This window comes from Bacillus sp. G402, from assembly GCF_051172515.1.
Classification (GTDB): domain Bacteria; phylum Bacillota; class Bacilli; order Bacillales; family Bacillaceae; genus Bacillus; species Bacillus altitudinis.
The window spans coordinates 1,432,406-1,457,927 of the sequence record NZ_JBPIZC010000001.1; the positions used below are offsets into that span (position 1 = coordinate 1,432,406).

Genomic DNA, 25,522 nt, shown 5'->3' on the forward strand with positions numbered 1-25,522 from the left:
TTCCACCTATAAAGAAATTTCTAAATTTCCATCAAAGAAATAAAGGATTTTCTCCTCTAATGTTCTGTTTGTTAAACGTTCTACCGCTGCTGTATATAACGCCAATTGCGTTTCATAGCGTTTTTTTAACATCGCTTCAGCTTCCTCTAATCCACCTGAGAATCTGCCAGTCACTCGATCTGTTTTATAATCAAGTAAATAGAGCTTGCCATCTGCTTCAAATAAACAATCAATCATTCCTTGAATGAGGACAGGCTCACCTTCCGCATCAATATGGCTGTATACCTCTTTAACCGGTAAAACCATACTAAACGATACTTCTCGTTTCACCCAGTCCGCTTTCCGCAGTTTTTGACCAATAGCAGTAGAAAAGAAGGCCACAATTCCTTCTCGATTGATGGACTGGATTTGTTCATCTGTTAGTAAGTCTTTCTCTTTTAAAGAATGGAGCAGCTCTTCTACACGAGATTCATCATATGGTTCATTTGAAGGAAGAGGGATATGCTGCATGACTGTATGCATGGCCGTCCCTTGTTCTGCCGCTGTGAGTGTTTTTTTCTTCATAAAAGCCGGTCGTTCGTACAGTGTCGCACGAGCTTTTCGAACGGAAGAAGGCACACTGTATTCATCCTGTATTTCTTTCATTCTTTTGATCTCAGAAACTGACTGCTTTGTCCCTACTTGGGAGGCCGCTAAATATGGATAACTCCATGAAAGTCTTTCTTTTACTTCCTCCTCGTAATCGCCATATCCTTGAACAGGCACACCTTCCATTAATGCTCGTACCACTTCGTCTTGTTTTTGTTTTTCAAGTGACATGTCTTCTTGTAGAAGATCGGACGCTTGATGAAAGGTGATAGAAAATGATGATGGATGCGAGAGAACGACTTCTCTCGATTCTTCTAAAAGAGAAGACATCGCTTGATGACGGATAAGAGCAGGGCCAATAAAATCTAAGTATGTTCTCGCTTGATATCGTTCAAAGTCAGGGAGGAGCCAGTCGTCTCCGTTTGCGGCATTTTGCCACTTGCTTAAAGCTTTCACTTGATTTTTGACAGAGCCGACTAAAAATAATTTTTCCTTCGCCCTTGTGAGCGCCACATATAGAACCCTCAGTTCTTCAGATAATAACTCTTTTCTCATCTTTTTTTTCATCGCGATCAGCGGTAATGTTGCATAACTAATTCTCAGCTCAGGATGAATATATTTGCTGCCAAAGCCTAATTCTTTATCGAGCAAGTAGGACTGGTTTAAATCCATCATGTTAAAGTTCCTGCCAAGTCCTGCAGTAAATACAACAGGGAATTCGAGTCCTTTACTGCTATGAATGGTCATCATGCGGACAACATCCTCTGTTTCACTGAACGTTTTTGCCGCTCCAAGATCATCTCCACGCTCTTGCATTCTTTCAATAAATCGAAGAAATCGAAACAGCCCTCTAAATGCAGCCTTTTCATACTGGTTCGCTCGATCATATAAAGCCCGAAGGTTTGCCTGTCTTTGCTTACCTCCTGGCATCCCGCCGACATAATCTAGATATTGTGTATCTCGGTACACTTCCCAAATCAGTTCTGCTACCGAATGCTGAATCGAAAAATCACGCCATTTGCGTAATTGAAGGAAGAAACGCTCCAGCTTTCTGCATGTCGGATGATCAGAGTGTGTCACACTCATAAATGCCTTCACAGCGTCATAATAAGTGCCTTTTTTATCACTTGTTCTAATCAGTGCCATCTCATTTTCGTCTAAATGAACAAGAGGTGACCTTAAAACAGCAGCGAGCGGAATATCTTGATATGGATTATCAATCACTTTTAACAAAGAAAGAATGACAGATACTTCTGTAGCTTCAAAATAACCTGAGGAAAGATTCGCATAAACAGGGATTCCCTGCTTCTTCAACTCTTCCATCATTTGCGGAGCCCACGGCATTGATCGAAGCAAGATCACAATGTCTCGATACTGCAAGTTGCGGGTCAGCTGCTGTTTTGCATCGTACACTTGAAAAGGCTGTTCTACCAATTCTTTTATTTTCTTTGCAATCACTCTCGCCTCAAATTGAACCGTCTCTAGCTCTTCTCGTTCTTCATCGCTTTCTGTGTCGTGCTGATCTAAATGAACAAGAAGCATTTCTGTCGACGTGTCTTCGCTTTGCGGATAACTCGCTCCAAGCTTTAATTCAGCTTGTTCATCATATTCAATTTCTCCAACCGTTTCTCCCATCAGCTGTTTGAACAGAAAGTTGGTACTGTCTAAAACATCAGCCCGGCTGCGGAAGTTTTTATTTAGATCAATTCTTTTACCTGTTTCATTGCTGTCTTCTTTAAATTGTTTATATTTATTTAAAAAGAGCATCGGCTCTGCAAGTCTAAAGCGATAAATGGACTGCTTCACATCACCAACCATAAAGCGGTTGCCTTCGGCAGGATGTTTTCCTTTAGACACGAGCTTTAAAATCGTTTCTTGGACAAGGTTTGTATCCTGGTATTCATCCACGAGTACTTCTTCAAATTGCTGTTGATAGTACTTAGCCGCTTCTGTTTCAATGAGATTTCCTTCTGCGTCCTGCTTCGCTAAAATGCGCAAACAATAATGTTCTAGATCAGAAAAGTCTACGATTGATTTTTCTTGTTTTGCTCTTTCGAAACGCTCTCCATATTGAATCACAAGCTCCACAAGTGTCTCTACAACTGGCTTCATTTCAGCCAAGCTTTTTAAATGCTGATCGGGACTGCGCATAAAGTATTCATCTTTTAGCTTTTCTAATTGTTTTTTGGCTTGATTGCGTGCATCTGTTGCTTTTTCTAACAGAGCTGGGTCATAGTCATCCCCTTTGCAAGTCTTTAACCTTTTAAAATTGATGTTTGGCAAAAGCTCATAAAGTGTCCCAAAATCATCTTGATGCCTTATTAATTCATTTACTTGCTCTAAATCATCTATAAAATTCTCTGCTCTCGGTGCTGGACCGCCCGGCTCTTTTGATAAAGTGAGCGCTTGTTCCAGCAGTTCCTGACAGCTTCTTAAAACGAGAGAAAGGTCCTCTTTGATATATGGATAAAAGGGTAACTCTTCTACCTTTGTCTGTGTATCCACATCATAAAGAGAAAGGAATGCCCGCATCCATTGTTCGGGCGCTGGATGTGACCTAGAAAACTCATAAATTCTTTTGACAAGCCATTGAAGATCTAAATCATGCCGATCAGATGTGTAACGATCAACGAGTTCAAAGAATGACGGCTTTCCAGCCTTATACTCATCCTCAAACAGTTCATCTAACACTTCATCTCCTAATAATTCTCCTTCTGTTTGATCAGCCAAACGAAAACCTGGATCAAGGTCAATCTCATAATAAAAGGTACGGAGAACTTGCAAACAAAAGGAGTGCAAGGTAGAAATATTGGCACGATTCATAAGTGACAGCTGTCTCCGCATATGAAGGGAACCAGGGTTTTTAGATAGTTCTTTTTCAAGTGCTTCAGTGATCCGGTGCTTCATTTCTGCTGCTGAAGCATTGGTAAAAGTCACTACGAGCAGCCTGTCCACATCAACTGGCTGCTCCGGCCGAGTCATTTTTCGAATGAGCCGTTCAACCAAGACCGCTGTTTTCCCTGACCCTGCCGCCGCAGCAACAAGAATATCTTGTCCTTCTGAAACGATGGCGTTCCATTGGTCATCTGTCCAAGTACTGTTATTCGGTTTTGGTATTTGCATACTGATCCCCTTCTTTTTTGATCCGGTCTAACATGACATCATCCTTCTCAGAGGTGAGCACCCTAAATTCATTATCTTCTATTGATTCATCAAATTGGCAAATAGACTTAAAGGAGCAAAAGCGGCAAGGGGTTTGATCCTTTAATTTATATGGGTTTATCTCTACCTCACCGCTTGTAATTCTTTCTCCTGCCTCTTCAAAGGTTCGCCGAACGTGTTTTGTGAGAATGTGAAAATGATCTTCACTTAATACCGCAGAGTCAGATCGGAAAGAACCATCCTTTTTCAAACCAGCTTGGATGACTTGTGATCTTCCTGATTCGAGTGTTTGATCCATCAACTTCACTGCTTCCACATCTTCGAGCAATAGACCCTTCATTTTAAATTTCTTCAATATTTCCTGCTCAATCGCATCTTCTGCGAGCGGAATAGGCGCTTGAATCAGCGGGTCATGAATATGGAAGTATAAAATTCCTGCCGGTGTCGCTTCCATGCCAAGCCATTCTTTAGAATACGTAATGGTCAGGTCTAAATAAGTGAGCATTTGCAAGGCTAAACCGTAGTAAACTTCTGCTAGATCAAGCCCCTTCTCACTGGACTTATAGTCGACAATTCTTAAAAGAAGTCCTTTTGATCCTTCTGCTTTATCCACTCGGTCAATCCTTCCAACAAGCTCCATCGTGCAGCCGTTTTTTAATTGAAAAGTAAACGGCGGCAGAGGTCCTTGACCTCCAAAACCTAACTCAAGTCCAACCGGAGAGAATCCGCTCACTTTTGCATGTTCGCTTAATATAGAAGACACCCTGATGAGGATTTTTTGAAGCTTTTCTTTTATATAAGCATGCCGATTAGAGCTTAATAAAATTTCTTTTTGCAGACGTGGAGCTAGCTGTTCAATTGCATGCCTTGAGTAGGTCACACAATCTTCCTTCGTTAAGTTTTTCCAATCCTTTTTTTGTTCAACAAGCGTATCTGAAATCAGTTTTAAAGCTGAGTGAAAGAGCTGACCGATATCAGGTGCTTCTAATTTGTAAAATTGTCGATCTTTTAGTTTTAACCCGTGGGAAGCAAAATGAGAAAATGCACATGCATTGAATTTCTCCATTCTTGAAACACTGCCCTGAATATGGTCACCGTAAAGTTCTTTTGTGACATTCGGCTTTAAACGTTTCGCTCTATTTGTAAAGAACAAGCTGGACATGATTTTTTTTGATACGTCGCGGTTGGACGAGGTCATCAAATGATTATATACACTCCACCATACGCCGCTGATCGGATATTGATTGAGCCATTGTTGCAGCTGCGAAACGGTATAGGATAACGAGACATGCTCGTTTGTTACAAATTTTAATTGCTGCTGATCTTCCAACTGCTCTGGATCTAACACATAGAGGGCTTGCTGATGGTTTGGCATCAGTTCCTCACAATACTTGATGAGGGTCGAAGGCAAAAGAGACCGCCCTTCCGTATCTGAAGCTGAATAGGATACATACAGGTAGTGCGATGGACTGGACAGCGCTTGATATATCAAAAATTGTTCATCCAGCAGCCGTTCCTTCCCTGTCTCTGCCAGCTCTGCTCCTGCCCGTTTTAACCATTCCCGGTCGTCTTCAGACAATACACTTTCATCAGAGGGCCGTGCAGGTATAACCCCATCATTTACTCCAATGACAAACGTACACTTTGCTTGATACATTCTGGATAAATCCATACTTCCGATAAACACTTGATCAAGTGAAGGGGGAATCAAAGCGAACTTAAGAGAGGACAGTCCTGTATCTATCATCTGTTGAAATAATGGAAATGAGAGCTCCTCCTCGCCCAGCATTTCAACAAATTCATCCATCAATTGAATGACAGCATCCCACACTTGCCCATGCTGCATCGCTTCAGCTAACCTGCCTGCTTCTTCTGCCTCAAGCCTTGCCTTTTCAAGCTTTTCTGGCACTTGGGCTTCTTCTAGAAAGACATACACTGCCTCCACCATGTCTCTTAGCTTTTGCGCTTTTTTCAATCTTTTTTGCAATTGAAAGAGAGGCGGAACAATCCATTCTTTTACATCATTCAGCATTTGCTCCATTTCTATTTCTTGATCGGTTTGTCCAAAATCTTCATCTAGTGATTGGAAGCGGCGATAATGAAATCGTGAACCATTCGTCCAGCGTTCACCTTTTACACCGTAAGCAATACAATAGTTTTCAAGCTGATCCGCCTGTTCTCTTGCTTTGTTTTTAGCGAGTTCAAGCGGAAATAAGAACTCCGTTTTCACGCAGCGAAACACCGCCTCATACCGCCAGTTCCCTTTTATGACATCGAGGCTCGAACGAATGAACTCAATGAGCGGATGATACTGCATCGATTCATTTCCATCAATAAAGAAAGGAATATCGTAATCTCGAAACACCTCTTTTAACGTATCTTTATAGTCGTCTACATGTCTTGCAACAATTGAGATGTCTCGTAACCTAAGACCTTCACCTCTTACTAAATCAAGAATATCTCTCGCTACTCCCTCAATTTCAGCTCGTTTATTTGCACTTTTCGATACGGTAAGGTGAGGCGTTTCTTCTTGATACGGCTGCAAAGGTCTCTGTTCATATTGATTTTCTAAATAAGCTAGATCTGGGGTATGAAGATGCCGTTTATTTTTCTCCAAAATGTTCTCAGAAATAGCCGCTCCGCACTCTTTGGCCAACTGATAAAGCTGGGAATATGTCTTACCTGTCATGCGAAATAAATCAAGTTCATTTGGCTGCGTGTCATGATAGGAACGATCCACTGTGAATGCAGCTGTTATTTTTTCGGCATGTAGCAAAAGCTGTTCAATGACAAGAAGCTGCTGGGGGGTAAACTGATAAAAACCATCTATATAAATGTGTGCCCCTCTCAATTCTTCTGATAAAGGAATTTGCTGAGCCAGAAGTGTCAAGTAATCCTCTGAATGCACATACTCATCTTGCAGATGCTGCTCCATCTGCTGATAAAGAACATGAAGATCATGCAATTTTTCCGCCGCACGTCTTTCTTCTGTATACTCTGAATGCATACTGGATGCCGAGATTTTTTCAATATCCTCCGGCATCATACAGTACCTTTTGAATTCAGCCATCGTCTTTTCTATTTGCTCAACAAATCCCGGTTTATCACTCGCCTTTTTGAATACCTTAAACTTGTCTTTCTGTTCTTCTATTACTTTTCTTAAGAGCATTTGAATCCCTGTGCTTGTGACAAATTGACGGTTCGCACCGCCAGTCTGCTGTAATATAGACCAGGCAAGCCGAGTAAAACTAAAGACTTTGGCCCTGATCATTCCACCAGCTTCAGACGTTTTTGCAAGCTCATATTCCATTAAAAATGTCATTTGATCCGGGACTAAAAAAATGATTGGCGGACCCAGCGGATCAAGCCGCAGTTGTTCTTTGATTTCTTCTAGAATTGCAGTCGTTTTTCCACTCCCCGATCTGCCTGCTAAAAACTGAATCTCCACGTTCCACAACACCTTTCTTATGTACTCATATTCTAGCGAAAATAAAGGTAAATAGCTATTTTCCTATCACCTTCCCTTTCTCCTCCGATTGAAAAGAAAATAGGCACCTTTCCCGACTCTTTTCATATCATAAACCATCATGATCTAAAAGGAGGCTGGCAATATCATGTATTACGGTTATTATGACTACTCGCCATATGACATGCGCCAAAACACAAGGATCATTGCAGACCTTGAAAAGGCCATCAATGGCGAATATTCTGCGATCCAATGCTATGAAAAACTTGCACAAAAAGCAAAAAATCCTGAAGCGAAAAAAATCATTCAAGAAATACGTCAGGATGAAGTCAGACATTATCAGCTATTTACAAAGCTATACTATTCTTTGACTGGTAAAAACCACAAACCAAGCATAACAGAGCCTTGTCCTGACCAATTTAGGGAAGGTCTCTTATTTGCCTTTAAAGACGAACAAAAAACAGTCGATTTTTACTTAACGGTATCAGACTATGTCCGTGATCAAGGAACAAAGGAATTAATGAAGCGTATTGCTCAAGATGAACAGCAGCATGCTGTCTGGTTTCTATATCTTTTAACGCACCATGTTTCTTAGTTACCCCTATTTTAATAGGAGATCGTATGTTCCGTCAAAAAATGAAATTGCTTTTTTGCTCATTCAATATGTGAAATAAAGGGCTGTCATCATCAAAACGCCTCTTCGCTTTTCCTTTTTTAATGATAAACGACCTTTTGACCATAAAAAAACTCCTCTGCTACAAATCGCAGAAGGAGTTTTTTGTTATTTAATGAAATTTTGCTTCATTGCTTTGTTGCTGTTGTTTTAACAATCCATCAATCGAAAGCATCTTGCTGCCACTAAGTGTCAAGTAAAGCGCCATGACCATTAAAGAAAGTTCAAATTCATAACCGCCCACAAATCCTCTTGCAAAACCAACTGTGATAATGGCTACAGCCATAATTGGCACAAATAAAGCTGCGAAAAGACGTGTGCCTAAACCTAGAATCAGGGCAATTCCACCAACCAGTTCAATTGTTTTGACAATATAGGCCATAAATTCAGGAACACCAATTTGACCAAAAAATGCCGCAGTGCCTCCTAGTCCACCTTGATATGCTTGAAGTCCATGTAAAAAGAAAATAATGCCTAAGATGACGCGTACAAAAAGTGTTCCTATTTCTTGATTTGTTTTCATATAGTGATTTCCTCCCATTTTTACACTACATCATGTAATGTTCATTCGTAAAAAAAATTAGTAATTTAAGTTGAGCATAATCATTAAGACCAACATGAGGATGGTTGATGTCACAATTGGGATAAGTGGTACATTGAACGGTATGTTGTATGTTGGGTTTAAGATTTTTTGGATTCTTAAATTCAATGCTCGATCTCCAAAGGACACGGCAAATTTCGTTTGTTTTTGAAACTGGGTTCTATTTTTAATGAGTTTCAAAAGGGCTTGCCCTACTCCTAGCTCAGTCCCTGTCTGCTGAATGGCATAGTCATCTGCAATGACCTCACGAAAAACGGAGTAACTTTGTCTCATATGCTTTAACACAGGAATGTACCAAATCACTTTCGTGAGCATAGAGAAAGTGAAAGTCTTTAAAGGATCGTAGCTGTATTTGTGATGTAATTCGTGATAGACAACCGCATCGATTTCTCCTTCATCCAGCATGTCTATAAGCGCTGTTGAGAGATACACTTTTGGCCGAAGCATCCCCATTGCGAAAGCAAGCGGTTCATGGCAATGAAACACAATGATCTCATTTCTATACTTGTCTGATAGACTTTGCGTTGAATGTTGATCGACTGCCATCATCATATTTCTTTTGAAATGAAGATACTTTCTGACCTGCTTTGTCATATAGAAAACGGCAAAACCAAGCGTATACAAGACGAACGCATCCAGAAAATACTTTAAAGGAGTGAATCCATAAAATTCGAGAACAGATTGACATACATGGATCAGGTTATATGCTTGATTCCAGCCAAAAAAGCTTGAGAGTACATAATAGCCCATCTGGTAAAAGATCACTAAGCCAATCAATATACCGCCTAAAAACAGCAGACTCGACTTCATTTTAATCATGTCGTTTCTCCTCTTTTTTGGATGCAAGCCTTGCTTCGAGTACCTTCAGTAATTCAGGATCAGCACTTTCAATTGCGTCCACCATATGATTGACTGCAAGGGGGCCGAAATCATCCATCAGTCCTTGAGTAATCCATTTCGTTTGCTCATTTAGAAATTCTTCTTTTGTTAAAACAGGGTTATAGATAGATGAACGCCCTTTTGTTTTCTTTTCCACAATTCCTTTTTCGGTTAATCGATTGAGTACCGTCATGACCGTGTTGAAATTAATTGGCTTCTCATCTGACAGCTTCTGCTGTACCTCTTTAATCGGCATATCCTCACCTTGATAAAGGATCTCCATAATCCTTCCTTCTAAAGGACCGAAAAAGCGGTTCAATCCCTTTTCGTTATATTTAAAAGAAGGAATTTTCATGTCATCACCTCACACTAAGCATTGTAGTGTAATTGAAAATGATAGTCAACCGATAACAAAAATAGGGGAAAATCGTTGTATATTGTATTTGTTTTTGACAAAAATTATATGTCATTTATATCAAAAACAATCTTTTTTCTAACAGAGTTAACCATAAGATAATCTTATGAAAATACTAAAAAAATTCGTATTTTATTTATAGAGACTTTTGTATTATAGTGAAGATAACAACATTTCACTTACTGAACAAATATACAGGAAGAAGGTTTATACGTGATGAAGCAAGGAAACAGCCTTCGAACCGATCTCATTTTGATTGCGGTAAGCGGTTTAGGTGGATTCCTTTTGTCTCTAACAGGGATGTCTATCGGCTGGATGATTGGCACATTAATGACAGCTGCATTTATTGCCCTGCGCCGTCCCGCCCTGTTTCAGCGTAAAGGAAAGAATACCTTACGTATTCACAGCAGATGGCTACTCCTTGGTCAATTCATTCTCGGAATCGAACTAGGACAAAAAATGAACATGAAAGTCCTTCACATTTTCGCTGAAAATTGGCTTCCCGTGAGTTTCATGCTCGTCTTTTCTATTTTATTAGCCATGCTCTCCGGGTTTGTCTTATGGAAGCTGAGTAAAACAGATATGCTGACTAGCTTTGTCGGCACTGCCCCCGGCGGTCTTTCCGCTATGCCGGGCATCGCCCAAGAGGTTGGAGCAAATACAGCTGTAGTGAGTCTCGTACAAACGATACGTGTGTTAATGGTCGTACTGACCATTCCATTTACGGTATTTTATTTAAATACAAAAAGCCAATCAGATGCGGTAGTCGCCCAAGGCAGCGCCTTCTCATCAGGCGTTTTCACAATATCAAACATTTCTTGGACTGCTGCACTCATTTTAGGGGCATGGCTGATGTCACGCCTAGCTGTGCGTCTTCACTTTCCCGCCCCTTGGCTGATCGGCAGTATGTTAGGTGTGGCGGCTCTCCAAGTAGGGGCAGGCGCCTTGACAGGTCATGATTTGATTCCTTACTGGCCAGCCCAAGCGAATATTGCGTCACAAGTATTTCTAGGGGCAACCATCGGGTCAAAAATGAATAAACAAATGTTTGTCGGGTTAAAAAATACCTTGATTGTGGCCGTCGTCAGCTCAGCCGGATTGATTGCTGCGACCGTTCTCAGTTCAATTGCCATTGCAGAAATAACAGGTATTTCTGTCATTACAGCCATTCTTGCTTTTTCGCCTGGCGGTATTGCAGAAATGGCCACAACAGCTGTTACACTTCATGAGGATTCCACATTTGTTGTGGCTGTACAAGTCGTCAGAATTATTTTGGTCATCGCCATGCTGCCACCGTTTTTTCGTTTCTTACATCATGTCTGGGCAAAAAGACAGACTGATTATAAAACCGCTAAATAGAAAGAGCCGCTCTACTTATGCAGAGCGGCTCTTTTTTATTCATCATGATTCCTTTTTACACCGACTACTTGATCCTTTGAGATCGTTCCAAAATGCCGGCTGTCAAAGCTATGTATTCGATTATCTCCGATCACGAAGTAATGATTGTTTTGTATGTTCTGACGACCGGTGATGGCTTTCAGCTGAAAATCACCTGTTAGGACGTTGCCCATTTTATGTTTTTTCTGCTCTTTTAAATACGGCTCTTTCCACTTTACACCATCAACAAACAGTTGATCATCTTCATATTTGATTGTTTCTCCTGGAAGCCCAATGACCCGTTTGATCAAGATTTGATTTTTAGGGCCATGAAATAATACATAGTCAAACCGGCTAATTTTCGTGAGTTTTGGCGAGAACTTGTTAATTAATAATTCTGTTCCATCTGTAAATGTCGGGTCCATACTAACCCCTTCTACTTTGTACGTGACAAACATGAAATTCTTTACTTGGAACAACAAGACGATGCATGTAATAATCATGAACCATAGCAATGGCTTCTTTTTCATTAAGAGCCTCCTTTGTCCTCACGCTGACTCATCCGAATATTCAACCTATTTTCTACTCTCTTTCCAACATACCATAATAAAGCAATGACTAGAACCGCAAAAATACTTCTTAACGGATTCTTTACTAAAGCTGAAATGTCATAGCCGATAAAACTAATAATAAAGAGCATGACACACTTCCCTGATAAAGCAGCTAATGAGAACTGCCAGACGCTGATTCTTGATAGACCTGCTACGACATTAACGGCAGCAGAAGGTGTAAAAGGAAAGCAGAGTAAAATAAACAACGGACCAAATCCCCGCTTTTCAACCCAAAGCATTAGCTTTTGAATAGAAGGGTGTCTGCTAATAAAGTTCAACATCCTCATCTGTCCAAATTTTCTGATCAGTAAAAAGACAAGGATAGACCCTGCACTTGCACCAATCCAGGTCAATAAAAAGCCTTCCCATAGCCCAAAAGCATTTGCATTGGCCACCGCAAATGCCACGAGAGGTAAAAACGGTAGAAATGCTTCTATTAAAGGGAGTAATATAGCCACAATGGGTCCAAAAGCCTTGTAGCTTTCAAAAAATGATGTGATATTTTCATGAGTAAATATAGAAAGAAATAATGGCAACTTGTTTGACTCCTTCAAGGTTTGTCTATCTTTCATTTTACATGGAAAACATAAAAATATACAAATGAATCCCTCTCAGCCCCCCCCTTGAGATTTTTTAACTCATCCGATATAATAAATAAGAACAAATGTTCTATAAATAAAGAAAGCAGGCATGGACATGACGAGATTATCAAGCGTACAACTTCAGATGATGGAACAAGCCATCTTTCTTCCAATGGTCATCTCCATCCTCAATCGTGATTTGACGCACCTTAAAAAACATCAAACATTCAAACTAAATGAACCATATATTCAGCTAGTCACCTCTTCATTAAAAGAAGCACAAAAAGCCCTTTATCAACTGAAACAACAGTTACGTAAAGAAAAAATGAACGTACAGCAAATTGAACACGATGAAGGATTTACGACATATTTATTTCTGATCAATGGCTATGAAGAAAAGCATAAATATTTTAATCCCCGTATACGTCATCGTGTAGAGGAAATGCTCACCCATTATTTCCTCCATTCAGGAAAATAATATGGTTATATTTTACATTTATAGAAGGAACTCTTCACTTTTTGGCGAATTGATTATTATACCAAAAATTAGGAGGTTTCAACTCATGTTCAAAAAAATAACAGCACTTACCTTAGCAGCAGGATTACTTGTGCCAAGCACAGTGTCAGCATTAGAACCACTGCAAACAGGAAAACAAGCCCCAGCAGCATCTACACAAATAACAAGTGTAGCCTATACAACGGTTTCTATCGTTGGAAAACGAGTAAAGTTTGAAGTGAAAGCACTCGAAAATCCTTTCAACATGAATTACTATAATCGAATTGCTTGGACGAGTACGGACGAAGAGCCAAGTGTATTCAATGACAATATTCTATCGGTCATTGTCGCTAAAAAAACCGGACAGTCTTATCAAGTCTTTTCATACGAAGCGCTCACTTCGGTAAAGGACAAGATTGAATCAGGTCAAAAGGTGTATGGCTGGGCGCTTGCTTTAAATGGTGTGTGGTACCCAACGATGCCTGCAACCCTCTATTATTAAAAAAAGCCTGCCACAGCGGCAGGCTCTTTCTCCATTATGATAATTCGAGCTGTTTTCTCAGCTCTTGTCTCACTTCTTCTAATCCTGGTCCATCTAACTCAAAGTAATACACATTCCCAGGCTGGTAATCGTGCCCTTTTAACTGGATGGTATCCACTGATTTTAATGAACTCAGTAAAGGGAATAGACCGATCAACTGTTTCATGGATAAATTGGTGGAGACGTTATCTCCAAGTGTATCAATGATGTTGTCATAAGACGGTATGGACGAAATGGATTTGGATTTTTCAAAGATGGCTTGAAGTGCTTCCATTTGGCGCTTTCCGCGCATGAGATCACTATCTGCCTTTCTCGTTCTCACAAACGCTAATGCTTCTTCACCACTGAGCGTATGCGTGCCTGTTTCCACATGAACTTTTCCTTTTGAATCCTTCTCCATTTGTTTTGCAATGCCTTCATCTTCAATCGTTACGTCAATTCCATTTAGCTCATCGACAATGTCTTGAAACGCCTTAAAGTTTCCTGCAATCACATAGTCTACCGGGATGTTTAACAAATTCTCTACCGTTTTGACTGATAAATCTGCACTCCCAAACGCATGGGCGTGAGCAATTTTATCATATCCTCTCCCCGGTATATCAACATAAGAATCACGAGGAATACTTAGGAGCTTGATCGTTTTGTCTGTTCGATTCACCGTCGCCAGTAAGACCGCATCACTTCTTGCTTCGTCTACCGTTTCACCTGGACGGCTGTCAATCCCTAAGAGCAGCACCGAAAAACTATCCTTTCCTGGATCAAAAGCTTTCACACGCTTTTGCGAGGTCTCTCCTCTTTCTAAAGATACTTGCGCTTTATTCGACGCTTTTGAAATTTTATAGTATGCGTATCCTGTGACAGATACTGCCATGATCATGACAAATGCCATGATAAACAGCACGACTTTCACCCAAGGTCTTAGCCTTCTTTTTGATCTTGTTTTCTCCTTCATCCTTTCCGAACCCTCACTCTATCTTAGTCTCACAATGTAGGTTCCACTATAACATATTTTGATGAAAGTTTCCTGCACGCAACATATTTTTATGTATCCACAATAAAAAAGCTGCTCGATAGGAGCAGCTTTTCATCCATTACTTTTGTTCAATTCCTTTTTTCACTTCATCAATCATCGCATTCAATGATTCAAGGCCGCCGCCTGCTAAATACCACATGTCAGAGTTTAAATACACCACATGATTGTTTTTAACCGCTTTGACTGATTTCACATAATCATTTTCAACAAGCTGTTTCGCAGACGTTTCTTCTCCAATTGCCGCGCCGCGATCCACGACAAATAAGTAATCTGGGTTCGTTTTGACCATATACTCATACGAAATGCTTTGTCCATGTTTATCAGATGGCTCTAGCTTTTGATCTGCTGGTGTGATGCCAAATACATCATGAATCAGACCATATCTTGACTTAGGACCAAATGCCGTCATTTTGCTGTCGTTCGCCATAATGACGAGTCCATTTTTCTTTAACTCTTTGGCTTGTTTCTTTAATGAAGCCACTTTTTGGTCAATGGCAGAAAGTTCTTTTTTGACTTTGTCTTCCTTATCAAAAATCTTTCCTAATGTTTCAGCATTCTTTTTAAATGATTCCATATAGTTTGCGTTATCTACATCCATATAAATCGTCGGAGCAAATTTAGAAAATTCATCAAATGCATCTGCTTGACGGTGCTGAATAATGATCAAGTCAGGCTTCATCTCTGCAATTTTCTCAAAGTTTGGCTCTTTTAACCCGCCGACATTCTCATATTTGTCACTTTCATATTTAGATAAATAGTGAGGAATCACTTGTTTTGGTAAAGCTGTCACGTTGACACCAAGCTTATCAAGTGTATCGAGACTTCCCATATCAAAAACGACGACTTTTTTCGGGTTTTTCTTGATCTTCACACCGTCTTTATTCAACATATCCTTTACTGTTACGGTTTCCTCATTCGTTCCCGCTGTTTTTCCTTGGTTACCACAGGCAGCAAGGACAGCAATCGCTGTTAATACTGTTATCATCCAAATCCATTTTTTCATGATTGATCACCTCTTCATTTTTTCAAGAAAAATATAAGCAAATACGCTCACCACGAATGACTTCGATCGGTATGCGCATGTCATAAATGTGTTCAAGTGCTTCTGTTTGAATCACTTCATCAACGCTTCCTTCTTTGATTACCTGACCCTCTTTTAAGGCGACGATGTGATCTGAATAGACAGATGCAAAGTTAATATCATGGAGAACAACAACAATCGTTTTTCCAAGATCTTTCACGAGCTGCTGAAACAGCTTCATCATTTCAACTGAATGGTTCATATCTAAATTATTTAAAGGCTCATCTAAGAAAATATAATCCGTATCCTGAGCCAGCACCATGGCAATAAAGGCTCTCTGCCTTTGTCCGCCGCTTAGTTCATCTAAATATTGATGCTGGATTTCGACGAGTCTCATGTATTGAAGCGACACATCAATCATGTTCTCATCTTCTTTTGTCAAGCGGCCTTGAGAGTAAGGAAAGCGGCCAAAGCTGACAAGCTCACGAACGGTCAGACGCACACTCATGTGGTTCGACTGCTTCAAGATGCTCATTTTTTTCGCAAGCTCCTGAGGAGCGTACGCTCGATAAGGTTTATCCTCTAAATAAGCTTCCCCAGTATCAGGTTGAATCAGGCGGCTCATGATGGACAAAAGCGTACTTTTGCCTGCACCATTTGGACCAATGAGAGAGGTCAGCTGTCCTTTTTTTACACTGACAGTTGTTTCGTGAAGCACTGTTTTTCCGTTATATGTCTTACTGACTCCCTTCATCACGACCATGAACGACTCTCCTTTAAAAGTAGATAAATAAAATACAGTCCGCCGACTAAATCAATTAGCACACTAAGCGGTGTTTGAAACGTAAATACCTTTTCCACAAGAAATTCCCCGCCTACAAGCGCAATGACACTAATGAAAAACGAGCCTAATAGCAAGTACGTGTGCCGATATGTACGAAACAGCTCTCTTGCCACATTCACAACGAGTAAGCCAAGAAACGTAATCGGGCCGACGAGGGCCGTCGCAATAGAAACAAGGACGGCAATGACGATCAGCATCTTTTTTGTGATCCCGTCATAGTCAATCCCGAGATTCACAGCCTGTTCCTTTCCTAACGACATGACATCTAATTTCGCGCGGAAGGTCCATATATAAAGACAAAGTGCCGCAAATAAAAGAGAAGCGAAGAGTAAAATATCTGTGTTCATGTGATTAAAGCTGGCAAAGGACTTGTCCTGTACGACTTGGTATTCATTCGGGTCAATGAGCATTTCCATAAAGGAAGAAAGACTTTTGAACAATGTTCCAAACACAATCCCGACAAGCAGGAGTAAGAAAATATGCTTGTTTTTGCGCTTGAACATCACCGTATAGAGCAGCACAGAAAAAAGAATCATCAATCCAACGCAGAGAAAGAAATTCAGGTTCTTATTCGCGATCATCAAATTGGTCGATCCAAAAAGATAAATAATTGCCGTTTGCAAAAACAAGTAAAGCGCGTCTAACCCTAAAATGCTTGGCGTTAAGATTCGGTTATTGGTCAATGTTTGAAACACAACAGAGGAAAAGGCAATCGCGCCTCCTGTCAAAGTCATGGCAAGCACCTTTTTTAAACGGCTCGGCACTGTGTACTCCCAGTACCCCATTTGAAAGGTGACGAAGATGACAACGAATACGGCTGCAATGGCTGCAATGAGAAATAATGTTCGTTTCTTATGCATAGCGCTTCCTCCTTAATAACATGTACAGGAAGATCGCACTTCCAATGATGCCGACCATAAGCCCGACAGATATTTCATATGGATAAATGATCACTCGTCCGAGCACGTCACATATGAGCACAAAAATGGCCCCTAATAAAGCCGTATGCGGAAGGCTCTTTTTCAAGTGATCCCCTCGGTAGATCGATACAATATTCGGAATGATTAAGCCGAGGAAAGGTAGCATGCCAACAGTCAAAATCGTTACAGAAGTAATCATCGAAACAATCACCAAACCAACTGCCATGACACGTTTATACGTTAAACCTAAATTGACGGCAAAGCTCTCACCCATACCAGCCACTGTAAAGCGGTCAGCATATAAATACGCGATGATCAATAGAGGAACACTTACATAGAGCAGTTCATAACGCCCCTGAACAATAAGAGAAAAATCCCCTTGCAGCCATGCGGATACGTTTTGGATCAAATCATATTTATAGGCTATAAACGTGGAAATTGAACTAACAATTCCGCCAAACATTAAGCCGACTAACGGTACGTAGATCGTATCGTTCACCTTAATATGGCGTAGAATTTTTAAGAATAATAGATTGCCAGCTAACGTAAATAAAAACGCAATCGCCATTTTCATCAGCGGGCTTGCCTGTGTAAAAACAAGCATAGCGGTTAAAATACCCAGCTTGGCCCAATCCATTGTTCCTGCAGTCGTTGGAGAGACAAATTTATTTCTCGTCATGCTTTGCATGATAAAACCGCATAAGCTCAGGCTCATGCCAGCAAGCACAATACTCATCAGCCGCGGGATGCGACTTGAAAATAAGGTGTTCATTTGTTCATCTGATAGATGAAACAAATGTAAAAGAGACAGGTCCTGTACTCCGACAAACAGCGACGCACATGCCAAACACACAAACAACAAACTTAATTGGTACAACTTCATACAGGGTTCACACTTTCTATCAAGCTCTCTGCCACAAATGATTATCATTATCAATTAACGGCAGTTCATATATTATCATATTTAGTGAAATATTCAATAGTAGAATGAGAAAGGGTGAAAACCGCATAAAAAAACAGCTTTTAGGATCAGCTGCTTTTTTACGCTTCAATATTCAATTGAAACTGCCCTTGCAATTCCTCTTCAGCCTCTTGAAATAACTGCCGCAAATTCTCTGCATAATCACCAAGCTCGTCTTTGCTTGCTTGATAATGAATCCATGTAAGCTCTACAGGCAAGCTCACTTCTCCTGTTAAACAGTCCCAAAGGGCATCAAGATTTTTCCCGTAATGATCAGGAAGTTGTAACACTGTTTTTAGTTGATCATGAAGCTCCTCTTGTGATCTGCACATCGCACCATTTAGCTGTACTTTTTTCATTTCCCTCCCCCTCTTCTGTCTTTATTTTAAACGAATTGGAGAGGAAAGAGAAAGAATCCATTTCACTTTTGCCTCTCTCTGAAACTTAAACTAAACAAGATCAGACAGGCTGCCAGCACGAGCATGAAAAAGAGCGTTAACACTGTCTGAGTACCGTACATATCAGCAAAGAGACCAACGAACACACTTGGTATGCCAAGACCTAGATACGCAAACAAGTAATATCCAGCAACGGCTCTAGCCGCTTCCTTCTTCCCTTTCTCAACAATCAGCTGGAGACCGCCTAAGTAAGTAAATCCATAGCAAGCTGTGCCCGCTAAAAGAGTTCCAGCAAGGACAAGGAATATAGACCCGCTATTAGCACCGAATAACAGCAGGCCATATCCGCACGGAAGACAAATAAAACCGATACGAAGCGCTGCACTGCTATTCATCTTTCGGACAAAAGGCTGCATCAGAACACCTGCCATATTAATAAAAAACAGCGCCGGGCCTACCCACAATTCATAGCCATTTAATTTAAGCTGTGCTGGCAAAATCGAAATGACAAGACCGCACACAGACCATGCGATAGCAATGGCTATGTTCGCAGGCATTGTCCCTTTTGGAAACCTCGGCATGTTCATTAGCGGTTTACTTGCATCCCCTTGTACAGGCGGCACCAAAAAGAATACAGCAACAATCGTCAACATGATCAAGACCAACACAATCCAATAGCTAAGAGGCGTCAGTGACACTCGCTCAAAAGAAAGAATCGCTGTAAAAAGAGCACCTCCTCCAAATCCAATTGAACTGCATAATGCGATAAACGTTGGGATCCAGCCCGATTTCTCTGGATATAAAGCAATCAAGTAGGCAGTACATGTGCCAACACTTAACCCAAGTCCCACTCCTTGCAGCAGCCGGGCGACAAAGAGCATTTGTATGGTCGGCTGCACGATCATGAGCAGGGTGGCACATAATGAAAAGCAAAGAGCGATCAATAAAATCGGTTTTCGTCCAGCCCGGTCAGACATGCCGCCAAGTAACAATAATACTGGAATCAGTCCGAAAACATACGCAGCAAACACAAGGGCTGTTGACGCCTTTCCGTATCCTGCCTGCTCTGCATATTCCGTATAAAGAGGGACTTGCAGGTTCACTGCTGTTGTAATCATAAAAAGGCTAAATAAAACGAACACAAACGGAATCATAGATAGCTGTGCTGTTTCTTCTTTTGATGCAGGAATCATGGGACTCTCTCCTCTGTGTAAATGATATGAACCAGTGTACACATCATTTGGATTTCTTCCCACATCCAAAAATGAAGCTATTGACCAGTCCATAATTCCATGTCATCATCAATGATGACATGACAAAGGAAAGAAGGTGCACTGTGTACATTCATTTAGACCGTTCCAGCTCTACCCCGCTCTGGCAGCAAATCGTCAATGGCATCATTCAAAAAATTCATACAAACACACTGAATCCTGATGATCAGTTGACTCCGACAAGAGTATTAGCACAAGAGCTCAACGTATCTCGATCCACCGTACAGCTTGCCTATGATGAACTGCTAGCAAGAGGCTATGTCAGCACCTCTAGAAGAGGCGGGACAAAGGTCATTTCAAGTAATCACTATGCTGCTTCTCCCCCACATCAAAACGAACCGCCTTTTGCACTTCCGACAAGACCTCACTTTGACGAGGCTGAAAAACAAATGGATCACTGGCTCTCGGCCAATCAATTTCATGACACACTTGAGATTGATTTCCGCCATCAAGAACCAGCCATCGACGACCATTTTCAAAACATATGGAAACGCTCGCTTCTAAAAGCACTACAGCGCTTAAATATGAAGGATTGGGGCTATTCTTCTCCGCATGGATTATGGGAAGTGCGTTCAGAAATTCGCCAATACTTATCGGTTGAACGCGGCATTGATATAGAAGAAGACCAAATGGTGTTAACAGGGGGCACACAGCAAGCCATTGACTTAATTTCACAAGTCATGCTCAAAAAAGGAGATACAGTCGCTGTTGAAGATCCTGGTTTTCCTGGAGCTAGGTTGTCCTTTTTACATCGCGAAATGACTATTTACCCCGCACCAGTCGATGAAGAAGGAATGATGGTGAATACATTGCCAGAACGTACAAAGCTGATCGCTGTAACGCCCTCTCATCAGCGGCCAACCGGTGTCTGTATGAGCGTCAATAGAAGACGGGAGCTGTTGCAGTTTGCTGCGAAGGCTCAATCTTACATATTAGAAGATGATTTTGATGGGGATTATCGTTATCATGGCGGACCGCTTCCTTCTTTATTTTCAGAAGCACCCGATCATGTGATCTATATTGTCAGTTTTTCCAAGGTACTTGCTCCAGGCATCCGCCTTGCTGCCATCATCGGCTCCAAAGCAGTCATCAAAGAAATCGCTGCACTGCAATCACTTATTCAAAGACAGCTGCCGATCATGGAGCAAATCACTCTTGCCTCTTTTTTCAGAGAAGGCGAGTTTACGCGATATGTCAGGCGGATGAGACAGGTGTATAAAAAACGGCAGGCAGCGATGATGGATGCTCTTTTGACACATCACTTTGACAAACACTTCCGTTTATATGGAACTGATACAGGCCTTCACGTCTTTTTGGAAGGAACATCAGACTTTGATGAAAAAGGTACGATTGAGGCCGCAAAAGCGGCAGGTGTCGGCATTTATCCATTAAGCCCCTATTGTTATGAAAGCAAAAGGAAAGGGTTGCTGCTTGGTTTTGCCTGTACGGATGAAGCCATGATTCAAGAAGGTGTACGCCGATTAAAGCAAACACTGCACATCTGAAAAAGCCTGGAAGTCTCTCTTCCAGGCTTTTCATTGTGATTGCTGAACGTTTCCTACTTCTTCAATGAAAGAGGCTGTCTCTTGCAATCCATCTTGAAAATATTGAGTGGCTGACATAAACAGCTTTTCTTGATCAGGACGCTTCAACAGCTGCTCTACCTTGCTCATTCCTTTTTCAAATGAAGCAAGACCTGTCTTTAATTGTTTGTCTGCCTTTTGATACACAGCTGGCACTTCTTGATGAGTAAGCCCTTTTTGAATGACACGGTCGAATGCTTTCGTCGCTTTTGTCAATTTTTCATTGACTTGAATTTTTCCATGTCCATCTGAAATAAATTGATCGGTCATGTTTTCATATGCTTCATTTAACTCATCCATATAACGCTGAACCCATTGTTCATACGCATCTTCTTTTGTGTTTTGTTTTGAAGGCGGCTGACCTGCTTGATTGCAGGCCGTGAGTAGTGTCACTGTCACGGTAAATAGCAGCATCAAATGCCATCGTTTTTTCATACAGGGCCCCCATTTCTCTTTCCCATTTGTTCATATCGGTCAAATATGATCAACTTTTACCTCATACGAACACATTGCAAGAAATGACTTGTTTTTATTGTAACAGACCGCATGTATCACTTCTGTGATTTATGCGGAAATGAATGAAAATCCTTCTAATGGTTCACATTTCCCTGCCATTTCATGATGATACAGTCAATAGACGACGAGAGAGGCACGTTTGGTTTCAATCTATTTCATCGTCGTCATTTTTTCTCAAATAAAAAAGACCCCTTTCGGCGCCTTTTATGACCCTACCAATTTATTGCAGCTTTCCTTTACAAGCAATCTCCAGCTCTTCTACCACTTCGCCATCTTGAATGAGGTATGCTTTTTCATGAAGATTCACAGCAGGACAGATGTGATTCGGAATAATTTGCACCTTCTCACCGATCTGTACACTTTGACGAAAGCCTTCATGATAGATAATGGCATGCTCGTCAAATACGCTTGAAACAAATACATCATCATATTCTTTCACTTTGCCTAAGCCCTCTGTTTTGGTCAGCCCTTTTGTACGTGTTTGTGCCGTAAGCCCCTTGGCCCCTACATCTGTAATCACCCGGCGCTCTGTCGGTTTACTAATGACCGTCGTCAGCACAGATGCTGCACAATGTGAATATGTGCCGATTACATTGGACTGGGAAGCATCCATCAAGATGTATGTGCCTGGCCGTATTTCTGTGACTCCTTCTGGAATATCAAATTGAAATAAAAATGGCGGTGTTGATCCAATACTGACGACCTCTATCGGCATACCAGCTTCTTCTGCAATCTGCGCAAAACGGAGCGTTCGATTTACAGCCTCATTGTATAATGTATGGCAATGTGCTTTACTTTCGGCTTGATACGTATGACCATCATGAGAAAAAATCCCCTTTAAATGAACGGCATCACTTGTTTGAATCGCCTCTAATATGTGGCAGAAATCACGTTCTTCAATGACACCAGACCTCCCCTCTCCAACCTCTATCTCAATTAAAACCTCCGCTTTGTTCTCTGATTCACGAAAGACTTGCTCAATCTGCTTCACATGCTCAACACAATCTATACCGAATGAAATCTGTATCGACTCTGCCAGTTTGCGAATCCGCTTGAGTTTAGTCTCACCTACAATTTGATTGGCGATAAAAATATCCTTGAGCCCATGGGCTGCCATTACTTCAGCCTCTCCTACTTTCGCCACCGTAATGCCAGATGCACCTTTCTCTTCCTGCAGCTTGGCAAGTGCAGGCGTTTTATGCGTTTTCGTATGAGGGCGCAATTTGACATGCTGACGGTCTGCGTATTGCTGCATCGCCGCTACATTCTCCATCATCACCCTTTTATCAATGAGTAGTGCCGGCGTATCCAGCTCTTCATACATCATCCCCATGACCCCTTTCATTGTATAAAAAATTATACGATATAGATAAATTATATATTTTTTTATACGATAATCAATGGTTTTTTCTGCAAAAAAGTGATGGCAATGAGTAAGCAGTCCAGCGGCTGTCTGCCGCTGGTCTCTCACTAATAACGATTACGAAGTTCTCTTAAGATAAAATCATACACAAGGTTGAGCTGCTGTTCCTTTGGATACAGCATAAATTCTTGTTTCTTAGGAAGACCTCCATCAAGTCGATCTTGAAATTTCGTTCGGAGATACGCTGTTCGGTGTACCTGACTCTCAAATGACTTATATGAGACATCTAGTTTGACCGATTGCTCATTTGTAAAAGTAACAACCGTGTCTCCGAGGGATGATTCCTGAAAGATATGAATGTATTTGTGGGAGATCCATCCGCATTGAGGGCGGTTGGATGAATAGGTTGGGAAGAAATACAGATGATTGGATGAGTCAATCACGATGGGAGGCTTATGAGATATTCCTGTTACTTCGTATGTTCCCGCTTTTCTGCCTGCATAGCTTGAGCCAAAGAACCTGCAACTGCGTTCTATTATTTGCAGCGGCTTTAATTCAACGTAAAAGCTTGTCTCTCTTTCGATCACTTTTGAATATACTCGTTTTCCTTCTTCAACCGGAAGGACCGCCATTGTTGTTTGATTAATGACGTATGAATCTAATGGTGTTTCACTAATTCCTGACACTTCATTTCCTCCTGTGTTAATTTTTGGTTATTTTAGATACTATTAATCTATCACCAACGTATAAGAAACGACAGGATTTTTTCAATATTTATTTAAAATTATCTTTTTATCATATTTTTTAGTACATTCGATCTATCTAAAAGCCATTTTTAAAGATATATCGTATCTTGTCGACTGGACAAGGGGTGTCGATATGGCTCAAAAATAAATTGTCTAAAAATTATAAATTCTTGTTGATTTTTTCTCCGCCAATCCATATACTATAAAAAAGGCATCGGGGGGATTCTTTATGAAAGAGAAAAAAACGTATGCTGAGCTCATGAAGTCCCGCAACACCCAAAAAACCGAAGAGAATGGCGTTACTATTTTAGACATTTATATTCAAATGGTTTTAGATGAGGCGCTTTATAAACAGCGCTTAACCTTCCTTAGAGAAGAGATTGACAAGGCTCTAGATCAGCGTGATGAAAAGCGTTTTAATGACCTGTCAGCTCAATATGCAGAACATTGCTTACATCAATCATGATGATTTTACTTGCGGCAGAGAGACAGAAACTTGTCTCTTTACCGCAAGTTTTTTGTTTTTATCCATTTAATATGGTTCCGCCATTCACATGAATCATTTGTCCATTCATATAAGAAGAGTCTTCGCTCGCTAAAAATAAATAACTCGGCGCTAACTCTACTGGTTCACCAGGCCGCTCCATTGGGACATCTCCACCAAATTCAGACACTTCCTTTTCCGTAAATGTGGATGGAATCAGCGGTGTCCAAATCGGTCCAGGCGCTACCCCATTTACCCGAATCCCTTGTTTGATAAGAGATAGAGATAATGATCTTGTAAACGTTACAACCGCCCCTTTTGTCGATGAATAATCAATTAAGGTTTCATGACCTTTATAAGCAGTGACCGATGCTGTATTAATAATACTGCTTCCTTTCTTTAAATGAGGGAGCACCGCTTTTGTTAAATAGAACATGGCAAATATATTCGTTTGAAATGTCCGAAGAAGCTGGTGAGAAGTAATCTGTTCAATGCTTTTTTGCGGATGCTGTTCACCTGCGTTGTTGACCAAAATATCAATCGAACCGAAAGCATCTTTTGTTTGTTTCACGACCTCGTGTGAAAAAGCTTCATCCCCTAGGTCACCTGCTATTAAAATGACGCGTCCTCCCATCTTTTCAATATAGTCCTTCGTTTCTTCCGCATCGCGATGTTCATTCAAATAAACAATTGCTACATTGGCTCCTTCTTTCGCAAATAAGACAGATACTGCTCTTCCAATCCCGCTGTCTCCACCTGTGACAATCGCCGTTTTCCCTGTCAGCTTTTTGCCTTGCACCTCTCGATCAAAGATAGGTCTAGGGTTCATTTTATATTCAAGTCCTGGACGTTCGTTCTGATGCTGAGGCGGTAACGTTTTCTTTGGCTGCTTTGTTGACACGTCAGTCCACTCCTTCCTTTTTATCTCGTTTATTTTTATGTGTTGCTCATTTTTTTATGTATCTCGCTCTTGTTTCCATTAAAATGTATGA

24 protein-coding genes are annotated in these 25,522 nt (G+C 40.9%); 6 read left to right on the plus strand and 18 right to left on the minus strand.

Annotated features, from left to right (window positions below; translation table 11 throughout):
- Nucleotides 1-6: 6 nt before the first annotated feature.
- Together addA and addB are read right to left on the minus strand one after the other, a co-directional pair.
- The gene (gene addA / locus ACSBQP_RS07540; RefSeq protein WP_435028296.1) at nucleotides 7-3,711 is read right to left on the minus strand and encodes a helicase-exonuclease AddAB subunit AddA; all 3,705 of its coding nucleotides are present in this window, start codon (nucleotides 3,709-3,711) and stop codon (nucleotides 7-9) included.
- Complete coding sequence (gene addB / locus ACSBQP_RS07545) at nucleotides 3,689-7,198, minus strand: helicase-exonuclease AddAB subunit AddB (RefSeq protein ID WP_435028297.1); 3,510 nt, start codon at nucleotides 7,196-7,198, stop codon at nucleotides 3,689-3,691. Before addB ends, addA begins: the two co-directional genes overlap by 23 nt.
- Before the next feature lie 166 nt (nucleotides 7,199-7,364).
- Between addB and ACSBQP_RS07550 the strand changes: the two genes are divergently transcribed.
- Entirely contained in the window at nucleotides 7,365-7,811 is a 447-nt protein-coding gene (locus tag ACSBQP_RS07550) for a ferritin-like domain-containing protein (protein ID WP_007499129.1), read from the plus strand.
- A 190-nt stretch (nucleotides 7,812-8,001) separates the two neighbouring features.
- On the opposite strand, the gene ACSBQP_RS07555 is transcribed toward ACSBQP_RS07550, so the two are convergent.
- The 3 genes from ACSBQP_RS07555 to ACSBQP_RS07565 are packed head-to-tail and all read right to left on the minus strand — an operon-like array spanning nucleotide 8,002 to nucleotide 9,724.
- Complete coding sequence (locus tag ACSBQP_RS07555; RefSeq protein ID WP_008348626.1) at nucleotides 8,002-8,412, minus strand: DoxX family protein; 411 nt, start codon at nucleotides 8,410-8,412, stop codon at nucleotides 8,002-8,004.
- A 57-nt stretch (nucleotides 8,413-8,469) separates the two neighbouring features.
- Nucleotides 8,470-9,309: a M56 family metallopeptidase gene (locus ACSBQP_RS07560; RefSeq protein WP_017360221.1), complete on the minus strand. Its 840-nt coding sequence runs from the start codon at nucleotides 9,307-9,309 to the stop codon at nucleotides 8,470-8,472.
- Complete coding sequence (locus ACSBQP_RS07565; protein WP_007499135.1) at nucleotides 9,302-9,724, minus strand: BlaI/MecI/CopY family transcriptional regulator; 423 nt, start codon at nucleotides 9,722-9,724, stop codon at nucleotides 9,302-9,304. The genes ACSBQP_RS07560 and ACSBQP_RS07565 overlap by 8 nt, the downstream gene beginning before the upstream one ends.
- Before the next feature lie 276 nt (nucleotides 9,725-10,000).
- Between ACSBQP_RS07565 and ACSBQP_RS07570 the strand changes: the two genes are divergently transcribed.
- A complete protein-coding gene (locus tag ACSBQP_RS07570) occupies nucleotides 10,001-11,143 on the plus strand; it encodes an AbrB family transcriptional regulator (RefSeq protein WP_019743342.1) in 1,143 nt (380 codons plus the stop codon).
- 35 nt (nucleotides 11,144-11,178) lie between these two features.
- On the opposite strand, the gene lepB is transcribed toward ACSBQP_RS07570, so the two are convergent.
- A complete protein-coding gene (gene lepB, locus ACSBQP_RS07575) occupies nucleotides 11,179-11,691 on the minus strand; it encodes a signal peptidase I (protein WP_007499139.1) in 513 nt (170 codons plus the stop codon).
- Nucleotides 11,691-12,308: a TVP38/TMEM64 family protein gene (locus tag ACSBQP_RS07580; RefSeq protein WP_081298145.1), complete on the minus strand. Its 618-nt coding sequence runs from the start codon at nucleotides 12,306-12,308 to the stop codon at nucleotides 11,691-11,693. The genes lepB and ACSBQP_RS07580 overlap by 1 nt, the downstream gene beginning before the upstream one ends.
- Nucleotides 12,309-12,468: 160 nt before the next feature.
- Here ACSBQP_RS07580 and ACSBQP_RS07585 point away from each other — a divergent pair, with 160 nt between their 5' ends.
- Together ACSBQP_RS07585 and ACSBQP_RS07590 are read left to right on the plus strand one after the other, a co-directional pair.
- Nucleotides 12,469-12,831 carry a hypothetical protein gene (locus tag ACSBQP_RS07585; protein WP_008348633.1) on the plus strand — a complete coding sequence of 121 codons (363 nt, stop codon included), beginning with the start codon at nucleotides 12,469-12,471 and terminating at the stop codon, nucleotides 12,829-12,831.
- Nucleotides 12,832-12,916: 85 nt separating this feature from the next.
- Nucleotides 12,917-13,351, plus strand: coding sequence for a hypothetical protein (locus ACSBQP_RS07590; RefSeq protein WP_035700181.1), 435 nt, complete (start codon nucleotides 12,917-12,919; stop codon nucleotides 13,349-13,351).
- 34 nt (nucleotides 13,352-13,385) lie between these two features.
- Here the strand turns inward: ACSBQP_RS07590 and ACSBQP_RS07595 are convergent, their stop codons facing one another.
- The 7 genes from ACSBQP_RS07595 to ACSBQP_RS07625 all read right to left on the minus strand — a co-directional run bounded on the left by ACSBQP_RS07595 (nucleotide 13,386) and on the right by ACSBQP_RS07625 (nucleotide 19,760).
- Nucleotides 13,386-14,342 (minus strand): LCP family protein, encoded by a 957-nt coding sequence (locus tag ACSBQP_RS07595; RefSeq protein WP_007499147.1) that lies wholly within the window; start codon nucleotides 14,340-14,342, stop codon nucleotides 13,386-13,388.
- Nucleotides 14,343-14,481: 139 nt separating this feature from the next.
- Entirely contained in the window at nucleotides 14,482-15,426 is a 945-nt protein-coding gene (locus tag ACSBQP_RS07600; protein WP_058213981.1) for a siderophore ABC transporter substrate-binding protein, read from the minus strand.
- 22 nt (nucleotides 15,427-15,448) lie between these two features.
- Nucleotides 15,449-16,207 (minus strand): iron ABC transporter ATP-binding protein, encoded by a 759-nt coding sequence (locus ACSBQP_RS07605; protein ID WP_057079732.1) that lies wholly within the window; start codon nucleotides 16,205-16,207, stop codon nucleotides 15,449-15,451.
- Nucleotides 16,198-17,148 (minus strand): iron chelate uptake ABC transporter family permease subunit, encoded by a 951-nt coding sequence (locus ACSBQP_RS07610; RefSeq protein WP_019743340.1) that lies wholly within the window; start codon nucleotides 17,146-17,148, stop codon nucleotides 16,198-16,200. Before ACSBQP_RS07610 ends, ACSBQP_RS07605 begins: the two co-directional genes overlap by 10 nt.
- The gene (locus ACSBQP_RS07615) at nucleotides 17,141-18,091 is read right to left on the minus strand and encodes an ABC transporter permease (protein ID WP_435028298.1); all 951 of its coding nucleotides are present in this window, start codon (nucleotides 18,089-18,091) and stop codon (nucleotides 17,141-17,143) included. The genes ACSBQP_RS07610 and ACSBQP_RS07615 overlap by 8 nt, the downstream gene beginning before the upstream one ends.
- Before the next feature lie 158 nt (nucleotides 18,092-18,249).
- Nucleotides 18,250-18,528, minus strand: coding sequence for a barstar family protein (locus tag ACSBQP_RS07620; RefSeq protein ID WP_017360231.1), 279 nt, complete (start codon nucleotides 18,526-18,528; stop codon nucleotides 18,250-18,252).
- A gap of 62 nt (nucleotides 18,529-18,590) precedes the next feature.
- The gene (locus ACSBQP_RS07625) at nucleotides 18,591-19,760 is read right to left on the minus strand and encodes an MFS transporter (protein ID WP_025207100.1); all 1,170 of its coding nucleotides are present in this window, start codon (nucleotides 19,758-19,760) and stop codon (nucleotides 18,591-18,593) included.
- Between the two features lie 143 nt (nucleotides 19,761-19,903).
- Between ACSBQP_RS07625 and ACSBQP_RS07630 the strand changes: the two genes are divergently transcribed.
- A complete protein-coding gene (locus ACSBQP_RS07630) occupies nucleotides 19,904-21,343 on the plus strand; it encodes a PLP-dependent aminotransferase family protein (RefSeq protein WP_255233732.1) in 1,440 nt (479 codons plus the stop codon).
- Between the two features lie 30 nt (nucleotides 21,344-21,373).
- On the opposite strand, the gene ACSBQP_RS07635 is transcribed toward ACSBQP_RS07630, so the two are convergent.
- The 3 genes from ACSBQP_RS07635 to ACSBQP_RS07645 all read right to left on the minus strand — a co-directional run bounded on the left by ACSBQP_RS07635 (nucleotide 21,374) and on the right by ACSBQP_RS07645 (nucleotide 23,986).
- Entirely contained in the window at nucleotides 21,374-21,856 is a 483-nt protein-coding gene (locus ACSBQP_RS07635) for a hypothetical protein (protein WP_017366960.1), read from the minus strand.
- A gap of 301 nt (nucleotides 21,857-22,157) precedes the next feature.
- Complete coding sequence (locus tag ACSBQP_RS07640; RefSeq protein ID WP_065460082.1) at nucleotides 22,158-23,264, minus strand: D-TA family PLP-dependent enzyme; 1,107 nt, start codon at nucleotides 23,262-23,264, stop codon at nucleotides 22,158-22,160.
- A gap of 143 nt (nucleotides 23,265-23,407) precedes the next feature.
- Nucleotides 23,408-23,986 carry a competence protein ComK gene (locus ACSBQP_RS07645; RefSeq protein WP_017366958.1) on the minus strand — a complete coding sequence of 193 codons (579 nt, stop codon included), beginning with the start codon at nucleotides 23,984-23,986 and terminating at the stop codon, nucleotides 23,408-23,410.
- Between the two features lie 289 nt (nucleotides 23,987-24,275).
- Here ACSBQP_RS07645 and ACSBQP_RS07650 point away from each other — a divergent pair, with 289 nt between their 5' ends.
- On the plus strand, nucleotides 24,276-24,512 hold the full coding sequence (locus tag ACSBQP_RS07650; protein ID WP_008348804.1) for an IDEAL domain-containing protein: 237 nt from the start codon (nucleotides 24,276-24,278) through the stop codon (nucleotides 24,510-24,512).
- 58 nt (nucleotides 24,513-24,570) lie between these two features.
- On the opposite strand, the gene ACSBQP_RS07655 is transcribed toward ACSBQP_RS07650, so the two are convergent.
- Entirely contained in the window at nucleotides 24,571-25,431 is an 861-nt protein-coding gene (locus tag ACSBQP_RS07655) for an SDR family oxidoreductase (protein ID WP_046343106.1), read from the minus strand.
- Between the last annotated feature and the right edge of the window lie 91 nt (nucleotides 25,432-25,522).